Source organism: Kolteria novifilia (assembly GCA_007748055.1).
GTDB classification, from domain to species: Bacteria; Planctomycetota; Planctomycetia; order Kolteriales; family Kolteriaceae; genus Kolteria; species Kolteria novifilia.
On sequence record CP036279.1, the window covers coordinates 7,249,342 to 7,271,764 of the forward strand.

20 protein-coding genes are annotated in these 22,423 nt (G+C 61.7%); 10 read left to right on the forward strand and 10 right to left on the reverse strand.

Features of this window, described 5'->3' with window-relative positions; translation table 11 throughout:
- Window positions 1–15: 15 nt before the first annotated feature.
- Window positions 16–1,059 carry a DUF3500 domain-containing protein gene (locus Pan216_RS26560; RefSeq protein WP_145263021.1) on the reverse strand — a complete coding sequence of 348 codons (1,044 nt, stop codon included), beginning with the start codon at window positions 1,057–1,059 and terminating at the stop codon, window positions 16–18.
- 250 nt (window positions 1,060–1,309) lie between these two features.
- On the reverse strand, window positions 1,310–1,672 hold the full coding sequence (locus Pan216_RS26565) for a SpoIIAA family protein (protein ID WP_419193034.1): 363 nt from the start codon (window positions 1,670–1,672) through the stop codon (window positions 1,310–1,312).
- Between the two features lie 117 nt (window positions 1,673–1,789).
- Between Pan216_RS26565 and Pan216_RS26570 the strand changes: the two genes are divergently transcribed.
- Window positions 1,790–2,818: an L-threonylcarbamoyladenylate synthase gene (locus tag Pan216_RS26570; protein WP_419193035.1), complete on the forward strand. Its 1,029-nt coding sequence runs from the start codon at window positions 1,790–1,792 to the stop codon at window positions 2,816–2,818.
- Window positions 2,819–3,021: 203 nt separating this feature from the next.
- Here Pan216_RS26570 and Pan216_RS26575 read toward each other — a convergent pair whose 3' ends face one another.
- The gene (locus Pan216_RS26575; protein ID WP_145263025.1) at window positions 3,022–3,570 is read right to left on the reverse strand and encodes an STAS domain-containing protein; all 549 of its coding nucleotides are present in this window, start codon (window positions 3,568–3,570) and stop codon (window positions 3,022–3,024) included.
- Window positions 3,571–3,868: 298 nt separating this feature from the next.
- Window positions 3,869–5,905: an ATP-dependent helicase gene (locus tag Pan216_RS26580; RefSeq protein WP_145263027.1), complete on the reverse strand. Its 2,037-nt coding sequence runs from the start codon at window positions 5,903–5,905 to the stop codon at window positions 3,869–3,871.
- 382 nt (window positions 5,906–6,287) lie between these two features.
- Between Pan216_RS26580 and Pan216_RS26585 the strand changes: the two genes are divergently transcribed.
- Window positions 6,288–7,253, forward strand: a complete 966-nt coding sequence (locus Pan216_RS26585; protein ID WP_145264444.1) for a DUF1559 domain-containing protein — start codon at window positions 6,288–6,290, stop codon at window positions 7,251–7,253.
- A 203-nt stretch (window positions 7,254–7,456) separates the two neighbouring features.
- Here the strand turns inward: Pan216_RS26585 and fabF are convergent, their stop codons facing one another.
- Together fabF and Pan216_RS26595 are read right to left on the reverse strand one after the other, a co-directional pair.
- Window positions 7,457–8,731, reverse strand: a complete 1,275-nt coding sequence (gene fabF, locus Pan216_RS26590; RefSeq protein WP_419193036.1) for a beta-ketoacyl-ACP synthase II — start codon at window positions 8,729–8,731, stop codon at window positions 7,457–7,459.
- A 21-nt stretch (window positions 8,732–8,752) separates the two neighbouring features.
- A complete protein-coding gene (locus tag Pan216_RS26595) occupies window positions 8,753–8,989 on the reverse strand; it encodes an acyl carrier protein (protein WP_145264450.1) in 237 nt (78 codons plus the stop codon).
- 417 nt (window positions 8,990–9,406) lie between these two features.
- On the opposite strand from Pan216_RS26595, the gene Pan216_RS26600 reads away from it, so the two are divergent.
- From Pan216_RS26600 to Pan216_RS26620, 5 genes are all read left to right on the forward strand, one after another.
- The gene (locus Pan216_RS26600) at window positions 9,407–10,231 is read left to right on the forward strand and encodes a peroxiredoxin family protein (RefSeq protein WP_145263029.1); all 825 of its coding nucleotides are present in this window, start codon (window positions 9,407–9,409) and stop codon (window positions 10,229–10,231) included.
- Between the two features lie 452 nt (window positions 10,232–10,683).
- Complete coding sequence (locus tag Pan216_RS26605; protein WP_419193037.1) at window positions 10,684–11,628, forward strand: DUF1559 family PulG-like putative transporter; 945 nt, start codon at window positions 10,684–10,686, stop codon at window positions 11,626–11,628.
- A 175-nt stretch (window positions 11,629–11,803) separates the two neighbouring features.
- The gene (locus Pan216_RS26610; protein ID WP_145263033.1) at window positions 11,804–13,270 is read left to right on the forward strand and encodes a DUF1598 domain-containing protein; all 1,467 of its coding nucleotides are present in this window, start codon (window positions 11,804–11,806) and stop codon (window positions 13,268–13,270) included.
- A gap of 449 nt (window positions 13,271–13,719) precedes the next feature.
- Window positions 13,720–14,163, forward strand: coding sequence for a helix-turn-helix domain-containing protein (locus Pan216_RS26615; RefSeq protein ID WP_145254025.1), 444 nt, complete (start codon window positions 13,720–13,722; stop codon window positions 14,161–14,163).
- Window positions 14,160–14,858 (forward strand): IS630 family transposase, encoded by a 699-nt coding sequence (locus tag Pan216_RS26620; RefSeq protein ID WP_145254028.1) that lies wholly within the window; start codon window positions 14,160–14,162, stop codon window positions 14,856–14,858. Before Pan216_RS26615 ends, Pan216_RS26620 begins: the two co-directional genes overlap by 4 nt.
- Before the next feature lie 489 nt (window positions 14,859–15,347).
- Here Pan216_RS26620 and epmB read toward each other — a convergent pair whose 3' ends face one another.
- Entirely contained in the window at window positions 15,348–16,394 is a 1,047-nt protein-coding gene (epmB, locus tag Pan216_RS26625; protein ID WP_145263035.1) for an EF-P beta-lysylation protein EpmB, read from the reverse strand.
- Window positions 16,395–16,556: 162 nt separating this feature from the next.
- On the opposite strand from epmB, the gene efp reads away from it, so the two are divergent.
- The 3 genes from efp to Pan216_RS26640 are packed head-to-tail and all read left to right on the forward strand — an operon-like array spanning window position 16,557 to window position 18,688.
- A complete protein-coding gene (gene efp, locus Pan216_RS26630) occupies window positions 16,557–17,135 on the forward strand; it encodes an elongation factor P (protein ID WP_419193038.1) in 579 nt (192 codons plus the stop codon).
- Window positions 17,132–18,175 carry an EF-P lysine aminoacylase EpmA gene (epmA, locus tag Pan216_RS26635; protein ID WP_419193039.1) on the forward strand — a complete coding sequence of 348 codons (1,044 nt, stop codon included), beginning with the start codon at window positions 17,132–17,134 and terminating at the stop codon, window positions 18,173–18,175. Before efp ends, epmA begins: the two co-directional genes overlap by 4 nt.
- Before the next feature lie 36 nt (window positions 18,176–18,211).
- Window positions 18,212–18,688: an HD domain-containing protein gene (locus Pan216_RS26640; protein ID WP_145263039.1), complete on the forward strand. Its 477-nt coding sequence runs from the start codon at window positions 18,212–18,214 to the stop codon at window positions 18,686–18,688.
- Window positions 18,689–18,739: 51 nt separating this feature from the next.
- On the opposite strand, the gene iscX is transcribed toward Pan216_RS26640, so the two are convergent.
- The 3 genes from iscX to Pan216_RS26655 all read right to left on the reverse strand — a co-directional run bounded on the left by iscX (window position 18,740) and on the right by Pan216_RS26655 (window position 22,367).
- On the reverse strand, window positions 18,740–18,952 hold the full coding sequence (gene iscX / locus Pan216_RS26645; protein ID WP_145263041.1) for a Fe-S cluster assembly protein IscX: 213 nt from the start codon (window positions 18,950–18,952) through the stop codon (window positions 18,740–18,742).
- A gap of 198 nt (window positions 18,953–19,150) precedes the next feature.
- On the reverse strand, window positions 19,151–20,869 hold the full coding sequence (locus Pan216_RS26650; protein WP_145263043.1) for a hypothetical protein: 1,719 nt from the start codon (window positions 20,867–20,869) through the stop codon (window positions 19,151–19,153).
- Between the two features lie 223 nt (window positions 20,870–21,092).
- Window positions 21,093–22,367 carry a phenylacetate--CoA ligase family protein gene (locus Pan216_RS26655; protein ID WP_419193040.1) on the reverse strand — a complete coding sequence of 425 codons (1,275 nt, stop codon included), beginning with the start codon at window positions 22,365–22,367 and terminating at the stop codon, window positions 21,093–21,095.
- Window positions 22,368–22,423: the final 56 nt, after the last annotated feature.

Sequence of the window (22,423 nt, forward strand, 5' to 3'; positions counted from 1 at the left end):
CAATTGAGCTGTCGTTTATCCCTCCCGGCCGAAATCCACCTTGGTCGAACGCAGAACGGAGTGAATGTGGTTGGCCGAGCGACCGGTCGGATCTTCCTGCGTGTTGTCGAACTCGATCGTGAAGGTCGGTCCCTGGACTCGGTAGAAATGAGGCTTGTCGGGATCGTCACTTCCCCACCAACCGAAGTAAGTCTCATCCAGGCTGTCGCGACCAATGCGTGCGAGGAGATCGCTAGCGATGGTCGGCTCGAGATTCTTCACGTACGTCGACATCAGGGCATGCAAGTACCGCTTCTGGACCGGCGACAGCTCGGCCCCAGCGATCCCGAGGGGCTCGCCACCGTAGAGCTTGGCGGGAGGGCCACCGCGTAGCTCTTGCGGCGGCTCCATCGCGATGTGGGCCGCTTCGCGCTGCTTGCCGGACAAGGACTTGAAGAGGTCGCGCGCGAGCCCTTCTTCCTTCTCCAATCCACGTGTTCCCACGGGCGGGCCGAGCGACCACTTCTCGTGGATCAACCGCGGGTTGGCTCCGAGGAAGATCGGCGTGGCGGAAACAACCTTGCCGCCACCAAGCGTGAAGTTGAGCGAGAGGTGATGTCCCTCGAAGCTCCAGCCCCATTCGCCGCTCGGAGCGGGCTTGCCAAAGATCGTGATGTAGTAGCGACCCGGATCGCGGTTGTGCGTCGCCTGACTACCTTCGAGGTGCCCGACGAGTTCTTCGAGAATGATGACCTTGCGGGCCTTGTCGTAGCCTTCGTCGCTCAGTCCCGCCTTGACGAGTTCGAAGACTCGCTCGCGCTGCTCGGCGTTCATCTTGCCAATGGCCAGGCCCTTGCGCCGCGGTTTGGGAATCCAGTGCCAGTCGGTTCGCTTCTCGTCGGCGAACGGCAACTCGACCTGGGCCTTCTGGCTCTCGTCGAGGGAGGCGGTTAAGGCCTCGGCGGCGTTGCTCATCGCCACGGCGCGTTTGGCGCTCGTCGACGGCTCCGCCGCACGGGCCGTCAACCAACTGCCCAAGAGAACAACCGTCAGGCAAAGCACTGTTCGACTTACTCGCATGGTAAGACCTCTCCGAGTCTCAAGGTTGGGTTAGTGTCCTGATCGGCAAGTTCGTTGCATGAAGTCTTGTCCATCGGTCGTGCAGGATCTTGCCGAATCGAGGGCCTCTTCCGCATGCCCACGGCCAGCGTGCGCATGGCACCCAAGAGTTGCTGGGTCGTGAGTGAACCAATCAGGACATTGGCGGACCGTTGGGTGAACTGGCTCGGCCCGCTGGGCGGGAAAACGACGCTCCCGTCGTTCGGGAGTGTTACAGATCTTCCTTGAGCCACTCCCAAGCCTTGTCCAGCTCGGCGGCATCGAAGTACTTGATGTTCGAGGGAAAGAAGGGCTTCGAGAGATTGACCATCCACTTCTCCCATTTGCGATCGCCAACGATGGCGCAACGGTCGAAGTCCTTGCCGTGCTTGGCGTCGAACTTCAGCTCGTCCCACATCGCGCTCATCTCGGGCATGTGGAGTTCTTCGAGGATGACGAGGACGTGAAGCTTGCCCTCCTCGGTGATTCGCTTTTCCAACTCGGGAATGATCGCCTGGTAGTCCTCGTGGGTCAGCTTGCCCGAGGCCTTGAGTCCGACGATACGTCCGTGGGTTTCTGGCAGGATTTCGAACATGGAACTCTCTCCGGTGGTGAGCATTTGGTCGACGACCCCGTTTGGCATGGTAAGACAGCAGGATGCGGATGTCATCCCGGCACCGACAAAAACTCTCCTCCACCAAGGGAACCACGGTTGTCGCGACCCAGAACCACGACCCAGTTCCTCGCCATCGATCCGGACGATCCGGCACCCGCCGCGATCGCGCGCGCCGTCGCCGTCCTGCGCGACCGTCGGTTGGTCGCCTTTCCGACCGAGACGGTTTATGGCCTTGGGGCCGATGCCCGCTCGGATGTTGCCGTCGCCCGCATCTTCGCGGCCAAGCGGCGCCCGGCTTCCAACCCGCTGATCGTCCACGTCGCCGACATCAACCACGCTCGACAACTGGTGACCGACTGGCCCGACTCCGCCCAGCAATTGGCGCGACGGTTCTGGCCGGGCCCACTCACGCTCGTCTTGCCCCGGCAACCGGAGGTCTCCGATCTCGTCACCGCGGGAGGGCCGACGGTGGGATTGCGGATGCCGGCCCATCCCGTGGCGCTCGAACTGTTGCGCGGCGCGAACTTGCCCGTCGCGGCACCAAGCGCCAACCTCGCGACTCATATCTCTCCAACACGTGCCGAGCACGTCCGCGACGACCTCGAAGGCCGCGTCGACCTCATTCTTGATGGCGGCTCTTGCCGTGTCGGCATCGAGTCGACGGTCGTCGATCTCTCCGGCGCGGTGCCACGATTGCTCCGCCCCGGCGCGGTGAGCCACGGGGAACTCGAAGATTGCTTGGGAACGACGGTTGAGGGAAAGGGAAGAGACTCCGGCCTCGACAGAACCGTCCGGTCGCCCGGCCAGCAGGAGCGTCACTATGCCCCCTCGATCCCCACGAGGTGTGTCGACTCCGAGGAACTCAACCGCACCTTGGATCAGGCTCGAGTGGGAGAGCGAATTGGCTATCTGGCTCGGGAAGGGGGAACGTCGGAAGAAGTGACGGCGAGGGAGGGGATCGTGCTTCGGATGTCGTCCGACCCACGACGTTACGCCGCCGAACTGTATGCGGCGCTACGAACCCTCGAGGCAAGCGATGTCGATTGGATCGTGATCGAACGCCCTCCTCGGCAGCCCGAGTGGGAAGCAGTTCACGATCGTCTCCTACGGGCTTCAGCGTCTTAGCAGCCCATTGATCTCTTCGCTGCCGGCGACGAAGGGACCTCAGATCGTGTGGGAAATTGCTCAATCACAGGCGTGTCTCACATGCCCACGGCGAGCGTGGGTCTTTCTCGCATGCCCACGGCGAGCGTGGGCATTGGCACCCGAGGGTTTTGGGCAATGAACGAACCAATCAAGACATTCAGCGAGAAAAGAAGCATGGCGTGTTAGCGGGAGGTCATCGTGGCGCGGGGCTTTCCGGAGTCTGGCGTGGCGAAGCGAACGATCGCGTCTTTCAAGACACGATGGGAGTCCTCGCTAAGCCACTGGGCGATCCGTCGGCAAACCGCCGACTGATCGGGACATCCGCTGTCTCTCACCTTCTCGGCAATGGCGCCCAGCGGCCACGGAGTCGACGGTGCGCCCGCCATCGGCATATGTTTGGGTCCGTCGGGATATTCCCGAACGTCGAAGATTCGCTCGAGTTGGCTGATTTTCAAACAATGGCGAACGTTCTCGGAAACCGTGCAGAGCTGCAACTGGGCGCAGACATTGACCAAGCTCGCCCGCGCCCGAAGAAGCAATGTCAACACATCGCTGTCAATCGAGCGGACGCCCGAGAAGTCAAGGTAGAGCGTCCGGTCGGCGACATGAGGACAGAGGGAAACCAACTCTTGAGCCAGGCGTTCATTCGCCATTGGCCCACTAACATCATCGTGATCGAGAAGAATGAGCAACCCGCGTTCAACGGTGACCACGTTGAGACTCGATGACATGGAAGGCACCCTGACATGCATCTCGAAATGCCTTTTCTCTTCCTGTCGGAGGTGTCGACGCTGATCCAACCGAGGACCAGATCTCTGCAATGGCTTCAAGCACAATCTGAGTTTAGTTATTCTCTCCCGAATCCAAGGTTCCATTTTCACAAGAACACTTACTATTTCGGATTTGAGTCGTTTGCACCCTGAGCCAGGAGTGCCAGAATTTGGTCCAGTGGGCGACCTCGGACCACGACGAGACGCCCGATTTGTGAAGATTCGGCTTACGTGGAGTGGGATCGGGAAACGGAGATCCTCAACGACTGCCGCGCGGACCGGCCGATCGCGGACGATGCGACGGCTTTCTCCCGCGAGCCCCCTGAGAGCCCCCCCGACCCGTCGACGCGGGACCCGATTCCGGCAGGCCAAACATTTCCGGAAGGAATCGGGACGGCTGGGTGGCCCGTCGCTGGCCAAACCGGCGACGCGTCTCGGCGCGGGTGAGTGTGAGTCGGTCCTTGGCGCGCGTCACGCCGACGTACGCCAAGCGGCGCTCCTCGTCGATGCCCGAAGTGCTGTCGAGACTCCGTTCGTGCGGCAGAAGCCCCTCTTCCATCCCGACCATGTAGACCTGCGGAAATTCGAGCCCCTTGGCGCCGTGCAACGTGATCAACATCACCGCGTCGCGTTTGCGATCCTTTTCCGCGGAGGTCTCCTGACTCTCGAGCGTGATACGTTCGAGAAAACCGCCGAGCGTGCGATCGCCGCTCCCTTGGTCGTGACGGGTGAGCATGTTGAGTAGTTCGTTGATCGACTCACGCCGCGAACGTTGGTCCTCGACCGCCGGATGTTGCTTGGCGAGTTCGCTGCCGTAGTCGACCCGCTCGATCAGATCGCGAATCGCGTTGGCGAGCCGTCCCGGCTGGGCGTCCCGCCGACTTTCGTCGAGGGTCGCCACCAACTGCCGTAGGCCCGTCGCCGCTTTCGAGGAAAGCGTGTTGCTCTCGATGGCCGACGGGATCACCTCCCAAAGGCTCTTTCCCGCGGAGACGGCGCGAGCGAGCAGCTTCTCGACCACGCTCGGGCCGACCCCGCGCGCCGGCGTATTGATGATCCGAAGCAGGCTCATCTCGTCGAGCGGGTTGGCGAGCACCTTGATGTACGCGACGATGTCGCGAATCTCTCGCCGGTCGAAGAAGGAGAACGCACCGACGAGGACGTAGGGGACGTTCTGGGCCCGGAATTGCGTTTCGAACGGTCGCGCCTGTTCGTTGGTGCGGAAGAGCACCGCGAAGTCGCTGAACGGGCGTCTCTCCCGAGAGTGGGTCGACAGGATGTCGCGGACGACCATCTCGGCTTCTTTCTCTTCATCCTCATACTTCTCGAAGCGTGGCTGGTCGCTGGCGACGCGCGAAGGCCGCAGCACCTTCGGATGCCGTTCGAGATTCTTGCGGATCAGTTGATTGGCGAGCTTGAGGATGTTCGGGCAACAGCGGTAGTTCTCCTCCAGCCGAATGACGCGAGCACTGGGAAAGTCGCGATCGAAGCCGAGGATGTTCTTCACTTCCGCTCCGCGCCAACCGTAGATCGACTGGTCGTCGTCGCCGACGACGCAGAGGTTGCCGTGGCCGCCGGCGAGAAACTTCACCATCCGATACTGACTCGCGTTGGTGTCCTGATACTCGTCGACGAGGATGTAGTCGAAACGGCGCTGGTGGGTTTCGAGGGTCTCGGGGAACTCGCGAAAGAGTTGTTCCACGCGAAAGAGGAGATCGTCGAAGTCGAATGCGCCCGCCTTGACCAGGATCTCGTCGTAGTGCCGGTACGCGATTGAGGCGAGACGGGTCGCGTCATCGGCATGATCGGACCGCAGCGCCTTGGGGAGAATCCCCTGCATCTTCCAGTTGCTGATCTGCGCGAGCAGGGCCCCAGGGCCGAGTTGGTCGCTAGCGATGCGCGCTTGCCGGAGGGCCGAGCGGGCGGCTCCCTCCTGGTCGCCACGATCGTAGATGGTGAAGCCGCGTTTGTAGCCGAGCTTGTCCGCCTCCTTGCGGAGTATATCGACGCCCAGCGAGTGGAACGTCGTGACCAGCGGTGTCTCCTCGGCCCCTTTTCCCAAGATCTTGCCAACGCGTTCGCGCATCTCTTTGGCGGCCTTGTTAGTGAAGGTCACCCCGAGAATTCGGCTGGGAGGGGTTCCATGGCGAATGATGTTCGCGATCCGGACGGTGATCACCCGGGTCTTGCCCGTCCCGGCCCCCGCCAGCACCAGCAGGGGGCCACGGAGTGTCTGGACGGCTTCGCGCTGCGCGGGGTTGAGTCCCTGCGAAAGGGAGTCGCTCAATGGTTTCACCCAATCGTATTGCCGCGATCGGCAACGAGGTCACTTCGGCTCGTCATCGTTGCTCGGAGAGGACCAGGATAGGGCCGGCCCACGCCGTCGGCAACGCGGTCGCATGGCGAAGATGTGGCAAGAGCTTCTGGGAAAAGACGTTGGAAGCGACGCGTCAACCATTTTTTTCGCCCCAGCACTACACCCTTGACCCCATCCATGCGGCAGGCGAAGATCGGGCGAGCGCGACTCGAAGATCTTGGAGCACGTTCGGGGCCCAACGAAACGTCTTTCATTCAGTTCAAGCCGTCAACCAACCCGAGAGTAGATCTCGCGGTTGCGTCACCGGCACGCTGCGCGAACAGCCTGGCCGCACAGTCACGGGGAACAAGGGGAAATAGCGATGCGAAGGTCACGGGACGGATTCACGTTGGTCGAATTGCTGGTCGTCATCGCGATCATCGGAATTCTGGTCGCACTTCTGCTTCCTGCCGTGCAACAGGCGCGCGAAGCCGCTCGACGAACCTCCTGTGCCAACAAGCTCAAGCAGTTGGCGACCGCCCTGCACAACTACCAGTCGACGCACGGCTTCTTCCCACCAGGCGTGGTCAGCGTGCGAAGTACCAGCGCGACCCAGAACTGCGTCTTGCCCTTCGGCGACGGCAACCGAAGTGGCCGGGCGCCGTGGAGCGTCCTCGTGTTGCCCTTCCTTGATGAGCAGGCACGCCATGATCGGTTCAATCTCGATCTCGCCTTCTTCGCGCAGACGGGAACCGCGAGCTACGATGTCGCGGAACCGAATCAGTCGGAGCAGAAGAGGCGACTTCCCAAATTTGAGTGCCCCTCGGATCCCAACGCCAACCCGAGCAACGCTTCGAGCAACTACCTCGGGGTGATGGGCGGCGGGGCGAGCGCCACTGCGGCCTACGACGGCTGCAATACCTTCGGAGGGAGGCGCGTCTTCTTTTACAACGGAATCTTCTTCAACAACTCGTCGGTGGGAGTCGCCCAGATCACCGATGGCACGTCGCGCGTCTTTCTGTTGGGCGAATCGCGCTACGTGCAGCTTCAGTCAGGCAATCCGGGGTACTACTCGTCGTGGGCGGGAGGAATCTGGATGCAGTCGAGCAGCTCGCTCTACTCGACTCTCTCGTCGACGTTCCTGTCGATCAATACGTTTGACGTGAATCCGGCGAGAGTCGTGACCAACCAGGAAGTTTCGCGGGCGTTTGCCAGCCACCACCCCGGCGGCTGTCACTTCGCGCTCGCGGACGGAGCGGTTCGCTTCATCAACGAGAGCATCGACTTGTCGGTCTACCAATCGCTCGGCATCCGCAACGACGATCAGCCCATTGGCCGGGACTTCTGAGCCGGGGTGCAGCAACCGACGACCTGTTCACTCAGGAGGGGTAGGTCAAGGCCCGCTCCGCAAACGGGGCCTGTGCCGCCGATCGACGCGAACACGGCATTGACGGCCGGGAACCAGCGCCCTGTTAACGTCTCGTCTCGAAGGTGGGCCAACGCCTACCCCACTGTTTCGTCCTCGGGGTGGGCCAAGACCCACCCTAAGAGCTACGCCGCCTGCTGGGCGTATCGGCGGGGAATCCCGTCGAGGGCGCAGAGCACCATCGTCGCGTTGTGGCCGCCGAAGCCAAAACTGTTCGACATCGCGTACCGCGCGGGAATCTCCCGAGCCGTATGAGGGACGTAGTCGAGGTTGCATTCCGGATCGGGATCATTGAGGTTGATCGTCGGCGGAAGCACCCCGTAGTAGAGCGACAGCACCGTCACCACCGTTTCAACACCGCCCGAGGCCCCAAGGAGGTGCCCAAGTTGGCTCTTGGTGCTGCTGATCGACAACCCGTCGGTCGCCCGTTCCTTGTAGACACTCTTGAGAGCCACCGTCTCCGCGAGGTCGCCCGGCGGAGTGCTGGTCCCGTGAGCGTTCACGTAGTCGATATGCCCCGGCGTGACCCCAGCGTCGAAGAGCGCCGTGCGCATCGCGTTGGCGGCTCCCCGACCTTCGGGGTCGGGCTTAACTGTGTGATAGGCATCGGAGGTCGAGCCGAAGCCGAGAATCTCGGCGTAGATCTTGGCATCGCGGGCACGAGCGTGCTCGTACTCCTCCAAGATCACGATCCCCGCTCCCTCGGAAAGGACAAATCCATCCCGATCGCGGGAGAAGGGCCGACTCGCCTCGGTCGGGGTGTCGTTGCGTTGCGAAAGAGCTCGCATCGCGCTGAAACCGCCGAGACTAAGAGGCGTGATCGCCGCTTCACTCCCCCCGGTGAGCATAATGTCGACGTCGCCGCGTTGGATAGCGCGGAAGGCGTCGCCGATGGCATTCGAGGCGGAGGCGCAAGCTGTCGAGACAGCCCACGTCGGCCCTTGGATGCCGTAGCGTTTGGAAAGTTCCCCCGGCGCGGAATTGGCCATCATCCGGGGAATCATGATGGGGCTTAGACGATCGGGACCTCGAGCAAGCTTCTTATGAGCATCCTCGATCTCCCAAAGCCCACCGACGCCGGTGCCAATGATGACACCCGCGCGACTGGGGTTCTCGGCCCCGAAATCGATACCGCTGTCGTCGACGGCGTGAGCCGCCGCGACCACGGCAAATTTTGCAAAGCGATCGAGTCGCTTTTGATCGCGGGCATCGATAATGGGGGTGGAATCGAAATCCTTGATCTGACCGCCGAAGCGGGTCTTGTAGTCCGAAGTATCGAACAGATCAATGGGCCCGATTCCTGAACGGCCATCACAGAGGGAGTGCCAGAATGACTTCAGGTCACTCCCCAATGCCGTCAGGACCGCCATGCCCGTAATGACCACTCGCCGTCCTGGCATGATTCCCCGCACTCACTGGAACTAAGAGGAATGCTCCTCGATATACTTGACCGCCTGGCCGACCGTCTGAATGTGCTCGGCCTGCTCATCCGGAATCGTGATGTCGAACTCTTCTTCAAGCTCCATCACCAACTCGACCTGGTCCAACGAATCGGCGCCAAGATCATTGACGAAGGAGGTCTCGCTGCTGACCTGATCCTTGCTGACGCCCATTTGCTCGGCAATGATCTCGATCACGCGCTCTTGAATGTTGGCCACGGCACGATCTTCCGTATCTCCCTTGGCTGCATCCATCTTCCGAAGTCTCCCTTTCCTAGCTTACTCTCGCACGTTTTGGTCGGGCACCACGACCGACGGTCTTCGTCGTGCCCCATCGAACCCGGTCTCTACGGTACGCCCAGCAAATTTGCAAGAGCGATACCGACGGACCTACGATGATTCCACCACCATCGTTCCATCGCCGCGCGATGGGGTCGCCGATGCGGTTGCGCCGGTTTTGACGATGGCACCGTCCGCATAAACCTCCCAGGATGATATGCAACAAAACCCGGGCTGGCCGCAATCACCTCGCCGACGAGACGATCTTCGCCGATTCGACGCCTTCCTTGGCCACCCCGGGCCCCGTAAGAATAGAAGGTACGACCACCTATTGAGGATACCCGTTCGAGGATTGCAATGGAAACCCGAACCGCCCCGCCCAATCACGAGCCGACCTCCAATACCCCTGCCAACGCGCCCGATCGCGAAGCCGCCGCCAAGCTCGGATGGGGCGAGATCGCCTTTATCGGCTTCCTCATGCTCGTCGGCGCGACCCTCTTCGTCTGGACCGGCTACAAATTCTTCACCAAACCCGAACCACCGCAGAATATCGCCGCCGACGCCAATCGCTATCTCCGGTTTCGCAAGGGTGACGCTCTTTCCGGACCACTCCAGGAACTCCTCAACGATCCCGACGAATATTTCGTGGAATCGCAGGAACATCCCCTCTTGGGCAAGCCCGCTCCCGACTTCATGCTCCGCGACGTCGATGGCAAAGCCGTCCGTCTCAGCCGTGTCTTGGAGAAGGGCCCCGTTGTCCTCGTCTTTTACTACGGCTACTGGTGCGATCACTGCGTCGCCCAACTCTTTGGCCTCGATGAAGATCTGGGTAAATTTGGGGAACTGGGCGCCAGTGTCGTCGCGATGAGCGCCGATCCCCCGGAACAAACTCGCGAGCGCTACGAACAATACGGCGCCTTCCACTTCCCCGTCCTCTCCGACGCCGACAACCGGATCGCCGAAAAATACGGCGTCTACGAACTCCCCAAAACGCCCGAGGAGAAACGGGGCCATCTCTGGCACGGAACCTTCGTCATCGGCCAAAACGGAACCGTCCGCTGGGCCGAACTCGGCGAACAGCCCTTTCTGCACAACAAGACGCTTCTACGGGAAGTCGCGCTCGACGGAGGTTTTCTTCAGGAAGACACCATCAGCGACGCGACATCGAAACCTCAAGACTAGTCCTGGCAACCGACTCCCACCTCCATTAGACTCAGTGCGAGCTTGTTGGGTGGGGCCGGCAAGAACTCGTCAGAAGTCTTCACGACGTCTGGGCACGAACCATGCCCAGAGGCTTGGATTGAGTCCTGGCGCGTTTTCCATCGCCATCGCTGCGAGAGCACGTGATGGCGTTCCACTCCACTCCCATGCTCTTGGGGCACTTCTCTCGGACTGAAAGTCTGTTTCGGACGTGGTCTGAACACTCGGTCGAGCCGATTTCGCACTCCGTTGCGTTCGTCGGGTCGCTGTCCCGGATCACGATCATTTGCGCCGAGACGGTCGCCGAAGCTGGTGCGTGGCTCGTCGCGTACCACGTCGTCGCTGACGCTTCGGTCGTTCTCGTCGCGACCTTGTTTGTGTGGGCAAACGAGTCTCGTTCCCGTCATCGACACGTCACGATCGGAGACCTCTCTATGAGACGCTCGCGAACCGGTTTTACGCTCGTCGAACTCCTCGTCGTCATCGCCATCATTGGCATCTTGGTCGCCCTCTTGCTGCCGGCCGTCCAGCAAGCCCGCGAGTCGGCACGCCGAGTCCAATGCGTTAGCAAACTCAAGCAATGGGGAGTCGCCCTCTCCAACTACATGGAGACGCACGGCATCTTGCCGGTGCAGGCCACGCGGCTCGACAACTCCGTCCCCGGCGGCAACGGCAACGCCTCGGAGACTCGACGAAGCTGGATGGTTCACCTCTTGCCGTTCATCGATCAACAGGCGATCTACGACCGGATGAACATGGAGCGCAGGGGGCTCGTCGCTCCCAATCTCGCCCTCATCCAACAGCCCTTGGCGGCGGCCAACTGTCCCTCCGATCCCGCGGCCGGACGACTCCACGAAGGCTCGACCGACGCACGAGACATCGACTTGTCCGCGACCAACTATGCCGCCAGCGTGGGGGATCATCGCAACAACTCGCCGGCGGGTGTCGGCGTCCATCCCGTCTTCGGCCAAGACTCCAACGCGACCTATCCCACGTCGAGAGCGGCCTCGTTCACCCGCGGCGTCATCGGACGCAGCGGCTACAGCGCCCGGCCAAACGAAGTGACCGACGGGCTCTCCAAAACGATCTTCGTCGGCGAGGTCGTTGGCTTCTGGTGCGCTTGGCAGAATTGGGGCTACGAGAGCTGGACGACGACGGCGCATTCGGTCAACTCCTTCAATTTCCGAGCCTTGGCCGCAAGCGACCAAGAGAACGCCATCAGCAACGCCTCGGAGTGCATCACCTTTCGAAGCCACCATCCCGGCGGCGCCAACTTCCTCTTCGGCGATGGAACGGTTCATTTCCTCAACGATGCGATCGACGGAGCGATCTATCGCGCGATGGCGTCAAAAGCGGGCGGAGAAATCTTCGAGTTCTGATGCGCCAGAAAGGCGCTGGACTACACGGCGACCTCCATCCGAGGCGTCGAGTCGCGTGGACCAGCGGAACGACGCCTGACGACCGGCGAGCCAGCGGGTAGAATGGCACGAGCGAACAGCGCGAGAGCCACCCTGCCGTGGCACGGAGAACAGTCAACTCCTTGAGGGCTCGTTGATGAATACTCGTCGGACACTCGCCGCGATCTGTTGCTTCCTCGTCGCCACGCCGGCGATGGCCCAGTTCGGCGGCGCGGGAGGCGTGATCGTCGATCCCGATGGCGTCCTCCGCTTTGATTCCTCCAAGGGGCGAACCGCCAAACGAGAACTCTCCGGCATCCGCACCGGCAAGGAAACACCTCCCTCGGCGCTACGACAAGTCTCGCTCAAGGGCCTCGATCGGGAACTGAGAAGGGCCCTCGAAAAGGGCGACGAGATCCCCGACAACGTCAAGAACGTCGCTGGTCTGACCACCGTCGACTATGTCCAGTTCGTCCCCGAGACGAAGGACATCGTCCTCATCGGCCGGGGAGAGTCGCCCGGCGAGGTCGGTGGCCGCGCCGTCGGGTTGACCACGGGTCGGCCGATGCTGCAACTCGAGGATCTTGTCGCGGCCCTCCGCTGCGTGCTCGACGGTCCCGGCCAGGTCTCCTGTTCCATCGACCCGCGCCGGTCGGGGCTCGCCGCCGCCCAAGAAGCATCCAACGTCACCAAGATTCCGCGCAACTCCCGCGAAGAACGCGACCTCGCCCAGAAGGTGTCCGACGCTCTCGGGCTTCAGACCACGGTCACCAGCGGCGTCCCGGACGGATCTCGGTTCGCTCGGCTCATGCTCGAAGCCGACTACCTGATGAAGCGAATGGCGATGGGCGACGAGAAGGTCCGCGGCATCACCAGCCATCTCGATGTGCTGACCGATCTCAACGAGCAGGGAAAGCTCTCGACGACGCTCGCCCGCTGGTGGTTCACACCCGATTACAAGCCCTTCGATCGCAATAAGGAAGGGACGCTCGTCAAATTCAACGGCCCCGGACTCAAGCTGCTCAACGAGGCGGTGATGGTCGATGCCCAAGGCAACAAGAGGGGGACGGGCAAGGCGAGCGCCGACTGGGATCGTTTCTCCCAGAGCTTCACCGCCGCGCTTCCCTACCTCGAGTCGCGCTATCCCGCGTTCGCCGATCTGCACAATCTCTTCGATCTGATGATGGTCGCGGCGCTGATCCAGAAGGTCGGCGACGCCGACTGGCTCCAGGGCTCCGCGTTGCTCGACCCGTCGATCTACAAGGTCCCGCGCGAGGCCCAACCGTCGCACGCCGAGCCGGTGGTCACCACTCGTCGGCACACGAAGCGCGATGGACGCGATCGGTTCCACATGGTCACGATCGCTTATGGTGGGGTATCGATGAATCCCTCGGCGGCATTGTCGGCGGCCTATCCCGAGCCGAGCATCTTCCCCGGCGACGCCGACGTGGCGAGCGCCGATGCCGCCGTCGCTCGCTCGGCCGGTTCGCTCATCTCCCAAGCCGACACGCCATTCGCGAGCGCCGACCCGCGTCAGATCGCCGAGACCAACGACGCCCAGTTCTGGGCCGACTCGCCGCTCCCGCTCGATTCCATCCCCCCCATGGCCCCACCCGAGGAGTGATGTCGTCGGCTCAGGCAGTTGTCGATCCGCCGCCCGGAAAATATCGATCGCCCACCAGAGGAGTGACCTCGCCGACGAGGCCGTTGTCCTATTAGTGCTCTGCTCCAACCTGAAGTTGGTGTTCGTGCCACCCAAACCCTTTGGCTCCGGCTGACAAGCAGCCAGTGCCACCCCAAAAGGTAGATGGGCCAGTGTTCTAGGCTTCGTCTCAAGAGTTGATCGTCGGCCCGAGGCACAGCGAGTTGGTGGGGGACGAGGAGGTCGAAACAGGCGAATCCGTTGGATTCGTCGATGCAGACCGACAAAGTCCCGCGGCAACGTAGCCAGCCGAAGCCAGAGCCGACATTTGAGACGGAGCCTAGTGGTTCATCTATCCTAGGATTTCGGGTTGGTTGATTGCTTCTGTTCGAGGAAACTTGCTGCTTCCTGGAAAGCACGGAGGTTTCCCAATGAACAAGAAGTACATCGTTCGCCTCACGGAAGAGGAACGCGCAACTTGTCACGCGGTCATCAAGAAGCTCAAAGGCTCCTCCCAGAAGGTTCGACGGGCACAAATGCTCTTGAAGACAGACGCCAACGGTCCGGCGTGGACGGATGAGAGAATTGCCGAGGCTTTTGGTTGTCGTGTCCAGACCGTTGAGAATCTACGCAAACGCCTAGTCACCGAGAGTTTTGCGTTGGCATTGGATGGAATGAGACGCGAGAAGCCACCGACTCCGCCGAAGCTCGACGGGCAGGCCGAAGCAAGACTAATCGCCATGCGTCTGGGAGAGCCGCCCAAGGGATACGGCAAGTGGACGCTGCAACTGCTTGCCGATCAATTGGTTAAACTAGAGGTAGTGGAATCCATTTGTCCCGAGACCGTTCGCAAGACGCTAAAAAAAATCGCATGACCAAGCGTATGATCGACTATTGGGTGATCCCCCCCGAGAACGACGCTGAGTTCGTCGCTTGCATGGAGGAAGTCCTCGAAACCTATGAAAGACCCTACGATGCAGACCATCCGGTCATTTGCATGGACGAGCAACCGGTCCAGCTGATCAAAGAAACAAGGCAGCCGATTGAAGCTGCCAAGGACCATCCCAAGCGAGTCGATTACGAGTATGAACGAAACGGAACGGCGAGCATCTTCATGTTCAGCGAGCCGCTTTCAGGTTTTCGCCAAGCGACGGCCAGGTCGCAACGCACCAAGGTTGATTGGGCGCAAGAGGTCGCGCAACTGCTCGACACTCGCTACGCCGATTGCCAGCAAGTGACGCTGGTTCTCGACAACCTAAACACCCACACCAAGGGAGCGTTCTACGAGTTGTTTGAGCCTGCCGTGGCACGTGCCTATGTCAAGCGAATCACGTTCGTCTACACTCCGAAGCATGGGAGCTGGCTAAACGTCGCCGAATGCGAACTGAGCGCGATGACACGACAGTGTCTGACCGGTCGACGCGTCGGCGAACTCGACGAATTACGAGACGAAATCGGGGCTTGGTCCGATCAGACCAACCAGAAGCAGCGCGGCGTCGACTGGCAACTACAAATCGACGAAGCACGCACCAAACTGGCCCGACTCTACCCAAAAATTAAGAATGGATGATGCACTAGTGTCCTGGCTGGCAAGTTCGTTCATGATCACTCGGCCCTGTGATCATGCGGGAGATTGCCCGATCACAGGCGTTTCTCGCATGCCCACAGCGAGCTCGGGAATGGCACCCAAGAGTCATTTCGGCGATGAATCAACCAATCAGGACACCAGGATCGCGGATACTCTAGCCGCGATCCTTTCCCTTTTAAGCACCAACGCCCCAACCTTTCCGAACGACGACGCCTGACCTTTCCGAACGGCAACGTCTTCCTTTCCGAACGGCAACGCCCGACCTTTCCGAACGGCAACGCCGTTCTCTATTGAAGCCCAGGGTCGCGCTTCGCGCACCCTGGGTACCGACCGAGAGGAAAACCAACCCCGCAGGGGTTGTCTAGCCGCGATGGGAGGCATCGCGATCGGACCCGACGCGTTGGCAGGGAGTACCGACCTGCTCTCCCTTGTCCAAGGGGGAGTTAGAGGGGGTCTCTTCCGGGATTTGCGTCAGGCAAAATTCTGACTGACAGAAGATAGGGACACCAACTCGACGGGCATCTTGCTCGCTTCGCCGGAGACTTCGCGAACGTACTTCGGCAGGGCGTAGCCAGGCAGCTGCCCACGGAGGTCCTCCATCAACTGAAGCCCCCGCTCCTCGGAAACCTCGAAATGCGCGGCCCCGCTGACGCGGTCGACTTGATGAAGGTAGTAGGGCATCACCCGAAGCGAGACCAACTCCAAACAGAGCCGCGCCAACGTCGCCGCGTCGTCGTTGATGCCTTTGAGCAAGACCGCTTGATTGAGGACAAGGACACCCGCGTCGACCAGCCGGCGTAGGGCCTGCCGGCACGCATCGTCGAGTTCGCTGGGGTGGTTGGCGTGCACGACCATGATCGGCTGCAAGTGGGTCCCGGTGAGCCACGCGAGCAACGCGTCGTCAACGCGCTGCGGCAAGACGATCGGCAGCCGTGTATGGACCCGCAGCCGTTGGAGATGACCAATCTCCTCGAATCGTGATGCGAGCCGCGCCAGCCATTCGTCGGTAAGGGTCAGCGGGTCGCCGCCGCTAAGGATTACTTCCGCGATCAAGGGATCGTCGGCCAAGCAGGCCAGCGCCGGCTCCCATGCTTCCAGCCCGCGCGGTTCTTCGTGATAGGGATAGTGGCGGCGGAAACAGTAGCGACAATGGACCGCGCAAACTCCCGTCGTGATCAGCAACGCCCGTCCGTGGTACTTGTGAAGCAAGCCGTCCGCCCGACGCGAGGGAGCATCGCCAACGGGGTCGACGGTGAACCCCGGCACCTCCTCGGCTTCGGCGTCCAGCGGAAGGACCTGACGCAGCAGGGGATCGTTCGGGTCGCCCGGCCGCATACGCTCGACGAACTCTCGCGGGACGACGAGGGGAAAGAGTTTGGACGCCGCGCGGGCGCTCGTTCGAATCTCTTTGGGCAGGTCGAGCAAGTCGCACAACTCGTCCGGATCGCGAATCGCTTGCGCCAAGGCCTTGCGCCAAGTGGGCCTAGGATTCGTTTGGGGACTTGCTATATTGTGCATCTTTCCGGGACTTTGGCGGCGAGAGAGCGGCTAGAGTTCGGAACTCCGAATCAACCGGAACTCCAAACCGACTGGTCATTCGTATCGACGCGATGGAACCCTTGCGTCGAATTCAACGCACCCGCGAATGCTTAGAACCTATCCGAAAGGATTCGTTGCGAGATGGTATCGTACAATACAAGCGACTTTCGCAAAGGGCTCAAAGTCCAGATCGACGGCGAACCCTTTTTGATGGTCGAGTGCAACTTCGTCAAGCCGGGCAAGGGCCAGGCGCTCTACAAGACCAAGCTCAAGCACTTGATCAAGAACACGGTCCTCGACCGTACCTACAAGAGTGGTGAATCGCTCGAAGGGGCCGACGTCGAGGACACCGAGATGCAGTTCCTTTACCAAGATGGTGAGAACTACGTCTTCATGGATCCGACCACCTTCGATCAGCCGACCCTGACCGCCGAGCAAGTTGGCGACGATGCCAAATGGCTCAAGGATGGGCTGATGTGCATGGTCACCTTTTACAACGGCAACCCGATCGCCTTCGCCCCACCGAACCACTTGGTTCTTCGGGTCGAGTACACCGAGCCGGGCGCTCGCGGCAATACCGCGACCAACGTCACCAAGCCCGCGACCGTCGAGACCGGCGCCGAGGTGCAAGTGCCGATCTTCATCGAGACGGGCGAGCTGATCAAAGTCGACACCCGCACCAGCAGCTACATCGAGCGGGCCCGCGAGGACAAGAAGTGAGCTTGAGCCAACCGGACTCAAGTCCAACAGACTTGAGCCGAGGGCGCTCAAGTGCACCAGGCTCAGACCGGGAGAGCGTCTCCCATCGCTCTCCCGAGCTCGCCCTTCCATCCGCGAACGTCGACAACCTCAAACGGCGTGCCGCCTTGCTCGCCCGAACCCGCCGATTCTTCGAGGAGCGGCGCTACTTCGAGGTCGAAACCCCCGTCCTTTCTCGCGACGTCTGCGTCGATGTCTATCTCGATCCGATCGCCGTCGAGGGGGCGAGTGGGGAGCGACACTTCCTCCAAACCTCGCCCGAATTCGCGATGAAGCGACTTCTCGCCGCCGGCGCGGGGTCGATCTACCAAATCACCCGAGCATTCCGCGACCGCGAATTTGGCCCGCTGCACAACCCCGAGTTCACCATCGTCGAGTGGTATCGCGTCGATGCCGACGCCAACCTCCTGATGGAGGAGATCAGCGATCTTGCCCAAGCGCTGCTGGGCACCGCTCCCGCGGAACGTTGGAGCTACCGCGAAGCATTCCGGCGGACACTCGACCTCGATCCGTTCACCGCCGGCAATGCTCAACTCGCCGAAGTCGCCCAGTCCGCCGGCTTCCACGATCGGGAAGCCGAACGCGATGATCTCCTCGACTTTCTGCTCGCCACTCGCGTTCAGCCGGAGTTGGCCAAGCATGACGCCATCTTGCTACACGGCTATCCACCTTCGCAGGCGGCGCTCGCGGAAGTGGCGACCGAGGGCGACGTGACGACGGCGCTGCGGTTCGAACTATTCGTCCGCGGCATCGAACTCTGCAACGGATACCAGGAACTTCGCGACGCAAACGAGCTCACCCGTCGCCAAAACGAACAGAATGAGAAACGAATCGGGCAAAAAAAGGCCTCATTGCCGACAGATTCGCGGCTCTTGCGCGCCATGGAGATTGGGTTGCCGCGCTGTTCGGGCTGCGCTCTCGGCTTTGACCGCCTGGCAATGCTCGCCCTCGGCGCGACGTCGATTCAGGAGGTGGTCGCGTTTCCGGCGGATCGTGCCTGATCGAACCCCTGGACGACGCAGCGGGAGGAAATTCAAATGGCGACACTCGAGTTGGCCCTGGAAATCGCGGCCGGCGCCCATGCGGGAACCAAGGACAGACAGGGCAAGCCCTATATCCTCCATCCGATTCGGGTGATGATGGGGGTCGAAAGCGAGCAGGCCCAGATCGTCGCGATTCTCCACGATGTGGTGGAAGATACGGACGTGACCTTCGAGGACCTGCGCGAGGCTGGCTTCAGCGAGGAGACGCTCGCCACCCTGGCTCTGGTCACGCACAAAGATGGCGTCTCGTATGCCGACTACGTCATCGCGTGCAAGGACAACCCGATCGCCCGAGAAGTGAAACTCTCGGACCTGCGTGACAACAGCAGTCTCTCTCGGCTGCTCCTACGTGCCGACCGCTTCGACAGCGATTCTCGGCGCATGCACCGCTACCTTTTGTCCTATCGCTTCCTTGCCGGGGAGATCGACGAAGCCGCCTACCGGCGACTCATGCCGTCGTTCGAGAAATAGCGACCTGGGCGGCATTCGGTTCGCCCCACCCGGCGGTCGCGGTTCCCGACGCTACTCGTTCTCTTCCTTCCATTCCTCGTACCAGACCATCTGGATCGCCTCGAGGATGCCTTCGCTGCTCTTGGTGGGATCGCCCTCGAACTCCTCTAGCTCGCAAACCCACTTGTGCAAGTCGGTGAAGCGAACCTCGAGCGGCTTGAGGTCGGGGTACTTTTCAAAGAGCTGGATCCCGATCTCCTCGGAGTCGTTCCAGTCAAGACTCATGGTGTCCGTCCTTCGCGCAAATCATCGTCGTTCGAGGACCGTTCCAAGCTGACAATCCTCACAGGGAGATCCTATGGGGGCATCGGCCATCTCCCAAGCCCCGCGGTCGTCACTCCACCGCGCCAGTCGCCCACAAGAAATGCCAACGGCCCGACCAGAGGGGCCGAGCCGTCGACGATGGTATTTGTTTGGCCACCGTTAGCGAGTCGGGGCGGCACTCGGCAGGGTCGCGATGCCGATGACATCCGCTTCGGGACGCGACAGGTCGACCAGGACCGCGTCGGGCGTATCGGCGACACTGACGTTCTCGCACATGTCGGTCACCATCAGGCGAAGGTAAACCTGATAGGGGATGTTGGCCGGCACCCGCCAACTGTACTGGCCGGTCGGATTGAGCTCGGTCTTGATCGCGTACCAGGGCCCTTCGGGGTACTCGGCGAAGTAGAGGCTCACCGGCTTCTCGCCCAGGTGCTTGTCGCGAGCCGCCCAGGAGATCAGGAGCGAATCGGTCCGCGACTGAGGATCGGGCGTCGGCTGGAACAACTCGGCCTCGGGAGGCGTCGTGTCGACTTCGAGAATGCTCTGCGGAGCGTCCCCGGGCTTCGGCGGAGCCTGGCCATATCCGGCGCGACTGGTGACGACGACGCGGATGCCATAGCGTCCCTCATCGGGCAGGACGACCTCGAACGGAGGCGTGCGATCCTTGTCCTCGCCGTAGAGCTTCCAGCTCTGACCGTTGTCCTTCGTGTAGTAGAGTTCGACCTTGCCGATGCCGGCGGGGCCGACGCCGCGAAGGGCGTAGTCGATTGCACAACTCTGCGTGTTCAGCAGCGGGATCCGCTTGGGCGCGGGCTTGGGCTTCTCCACCGGCTTGGGCTGCGGTTGCGGTTCGACGGCGGACGCCTGCTGAACCTTCGGCTTGGTGCTCGCGACCGGGACCAGATGGCTCGCTTGCGAAACGTACTGATCACGCGGCGTCTCCGCGGCGGTCACGTAGTCACTCATCCGCGGAACCTCTCGCATCGGCTTCTCGTCGGCGGGCAAATCGTAGCGCGTGCGATCGAAGACCGGAGCGTTCGACGTGGTGGCGGAGTGTTCCGTCCGAAGACGAGCACTCGGCGGAGCGGCCGGAACCCGATAGGCATCGCTGGTCGGCATCGACTCGCGTTGGTTGGCGGCGACGCGGCGAAGACCGGGGTCCGCCGGTTTCTCGACCGGGTAGTTCGCGGCAACGGCGATGGTCGCTTCCTCGACGGTCTCGTTGCCGGCCCGGTCACGAATGGTCGCCCGCACCTGGTAGGGGGCTCCCGTGTCGGCCATCCAGTGGCGCTCGCCGTCAATCATCTTCGGAACGGTCAGCTCGCGCCAACTCGTTTCGTGGGCGCCACGAATCTCGAGCTTGAGGCTCTCGAGGTCGATCTTCTCGTCATCGACCTTCCAAGCGACGCCGATCTTGCCGTCCCGTTCGGCGAGCGAATCGAGGCGCACCCGCGGCGCTTGCGTGTCGACGACGACGCGAAGTCCCGGGGCTTCCCGTTCGACGTTCTCCGGCTCGGCCCGGCCCTTGCGATCGACGTAGACAAGGCTGAACCAGTACTCGCCATCCTCTTGTGACCGGAAGGTGAACGATTTGCGACTGGGATCAGCCGTCTCGATCATCTGCCAGGTCTGGCCAAGGTCGGTCGAGACAAAGAGCCGCAGCTCCTTGATCAGGCGGGCCTTGTTTGGCGCGACCTGGACCGGAATCTTGAAGACCGGCTGGCGAAGGTGGACCAAATCATCCTCGGCATAGGCAGGTCCAGCGGCGACCAGTGTCGACGCCAACCCGCCGAGAACCGCCGCCATCCCCATGTGGCGTAGTCGCCGTGCGAGGCCAGTCGTCCCGAGGAACCGAAGGATGCTTCCGCGCAAGCGCATGCCCGTATCTCCCTCATCGAGGGCGTGGTCTGCCCTCAAATGCACCGAATTCACAAACTGGTTCTGTCGGTTCTCATCGGCGGCACGACCGGCAAACCTTGAGCAGAAATAAGAATCCTCAGAATCGGATTCTCTTCGCTCGGCGATCGTTCAAAACAAGGAAAGCGGGAAAGTTGCCTAAAGAGACTCATCGGCGCGGCCGAGGCAGTTGGGGCGAGGAACCTCACCCGTCGACGTGGACCCGGCGAAACCGCCGTCCCTTGAGTTCGAACCGGGGCAAGGGCTCTTCCGCGAGCACGACATCGGGGCGGAAGTAGAACCGATCCTGAATCATCCGGGCAATCGACGCGAGCAGCGCCGGACCATTGGCGACGCTCGGTTTGGGCTCGATGCAGATGACCAGCCGGGTACCGCTGGAGAGCTCCCGCGCCTCGATCGCGAACTCGGCGACCTCGTCAAACTCCCTGACCAGCCCCTCGATCGCGCTGGGATAGACGTTGTTTCCCTTCACCCAGATCATGTCGTCGATCCGCCCGAGGATTCCCCCATCGAGCGCCACGAAGGGTTTGCCGCCGGGACGAAACTGCCAGGAAGGACGAACGGCGTCCGCGGTCCGGTAGCGAATGAGGGGCGACCCCCAGCGTCCCAGCGTTGTCAGGACCAACTCGCCGAGTTCGCCATCCTCCACCGGCTGCAAGGTACGCGGGTCGAGAACCTCCGCGATCACCTGGTCCTCGAGGAGGACCAAATGCCCGGGAAGTTCGTCGTATTCGATCCCGATCGATCCGATTTCGGTCATCCCGCTGTGATCGTAGAGCCGGGCTCCCCAAGCCTGTTCGAGTCGCTGCCGAGTCGCGGGGATGTTCGCTCCCGGCTCACCCGCGAGGATCAGCCCACGAACCTTCGAATGGGCGAGGTCGATGCCCTCCTCCTCGGCAACTTCCGCCATCCGGAGGGCGTACGTCGGCGTCGCCAGGACGATGGTGATCCCATTGTCGAGCATGAGCTGGAGCCGCGCGTTGGTGGTCAACCCGCCGCCGGGGAGAACGAACCGGCCGATTCGGCTCGCCCCTTCGAATGCCGCCCAGAATCCAATGAACGGCCCGAACGAGAAGGGGAAGAAGAAGCGATCATTCGCGTCGATGCCGACCGCGTCATAGATCTGCTCCCAACATTTCAGGATCCATCCCCAACTCTCGGGAGTGTCGAGCCAGCGCAGCCGACGCCCGGTCGTTCCCGAGGTCTGGTGCAAGCGGACGTAGGAATCGCGGGGCTCGGTGAGGTTCGTCCCGTAGATGGGATTCGCTTCCTGATCGGCGGCGAGCTCCTTCTTTGTGGTGAAGGGGAGTCGCTGGAAGTCGTCCCAGCCCTTGATGTCCTCGCGGGCGATTCCCGACCGGGCGAACTTCTCGCGATAGAAGGCGTTCGACGCGAAGAGTCGATCGAGTCCCGTGGAGAGTTTTTGCCACTGGAGGGCACGGAGTTGCTCACGAGTCATGGCGTGGAATCTCGACAACGTCAATTCGGCTTGCGAAGTGTCCACCTTACCGGGAG

Coding starts and splice junctions, on each gene's coding strand:
- Pan216_RS26560 (WP_145263021.1), bottom strand. CDS start 1,059: ATGCGAGTAAGTCGAACAGTGCTTTGCCTGACGGTTGTTCTCTTGGGC.
- Pan216_RS26565 (WP_419193034.1), bottom strand. CDS start 1,672: ATGTTCGAAATCCTGCCAGAAACCCACGGACGTATCGTCGGACTCAAG.
- Pan216_RS26575 (WP_145263025.1), bottom strand. CDS start 3,570: ATGTCATCGAGTCTCAACGTGGTCACCGTTGAACGCGGGTTGCTCATT.
- Pan216_RS26585 (WP_145264444.1), top strand. CDS start 6,288: ATGCGAAGGTCACGGGACGGATTCACGTTGGTCGAATTGCTGGTCGTC.
- fabF (WP_419193036.1), bottom strand. CDS start 8,731: ATGCCAGGACGGCGAGTGGTCATTACGGGCATGGCGGTCCTGACGGCA.
- Pan216_RS26600 (WP_145263029.1), top strand. CDS start 9,407: ATGGAAACCCGAACCGCCCCGCCCAATCACGAGCCGACCTCCAATACC.
- Pan216_RS26605 (WP_419193037.1), top strand. CDS start 10,684: ATGAGACGCTCGCGAACCGGTTTTACGCTCGTCGAACTCCTCGTCGTC.
- Pan216_RS26610 (WP_145263033.1), top strand. CDS start 11,804: ATGAATACTCGTCGGACACTCGCCGCGATCTGTTGCTTCCTCGTCGCC.
- Pan216_RS26615 (WP_145254025.1), top strand. CDS start 13,720: ATGAACAAGAAGTACATCGTTCGCCTCACGGAAGAGGAACGCGCAACT.
- Pan216_RS26620 (WP_145254028.1), top strand. CDS start 14,160: ATGACCAAGCGTATGATCGACTATTGGGTGATCCCCCCCGAGAACGAC.
- epmB (WP_145263035.1), bottom strand. CDS start 16,394: ATGCACAATATAGCAAGTCCCCAAACGAATCCTAGGCCCACTTGGCGC.
- efp (WP_419193038.1), top strand. CDS start 16,557: ATGGTATCGTACAATACAAGCGACTTTCGCAAAGGGCTCAAAGTCCAG.
- Pan216_RS26640 (WP_145263039.1), top strand. CDS start 18,212: ATGGCGACACTCGAGTTGGCCCTGGAAATCGCGGCCGGCGCCCATGCG.
- iscX (WP_145263041.1), bottom strand. CDS start 18,952: ATGAGTCTTGACTGGAACGACTCCGAGGAGATCGGGATCCAGCTCTTT.
- Pan216_RS26650 (WP_145263043.1), bottom strand. CDS start 20,869: ATGCGCTTGCGCGGAAGCATCCTTCGGTTCCTCGGGACGACTGGCCTC.
- Pan216_RS26655 (WP_419193040.1), bottom strand. CDS start 22,367: ATGACTCGTGAGCAACTCCGTGCCCTCCAGTGGCAAAAACTCTCCACG.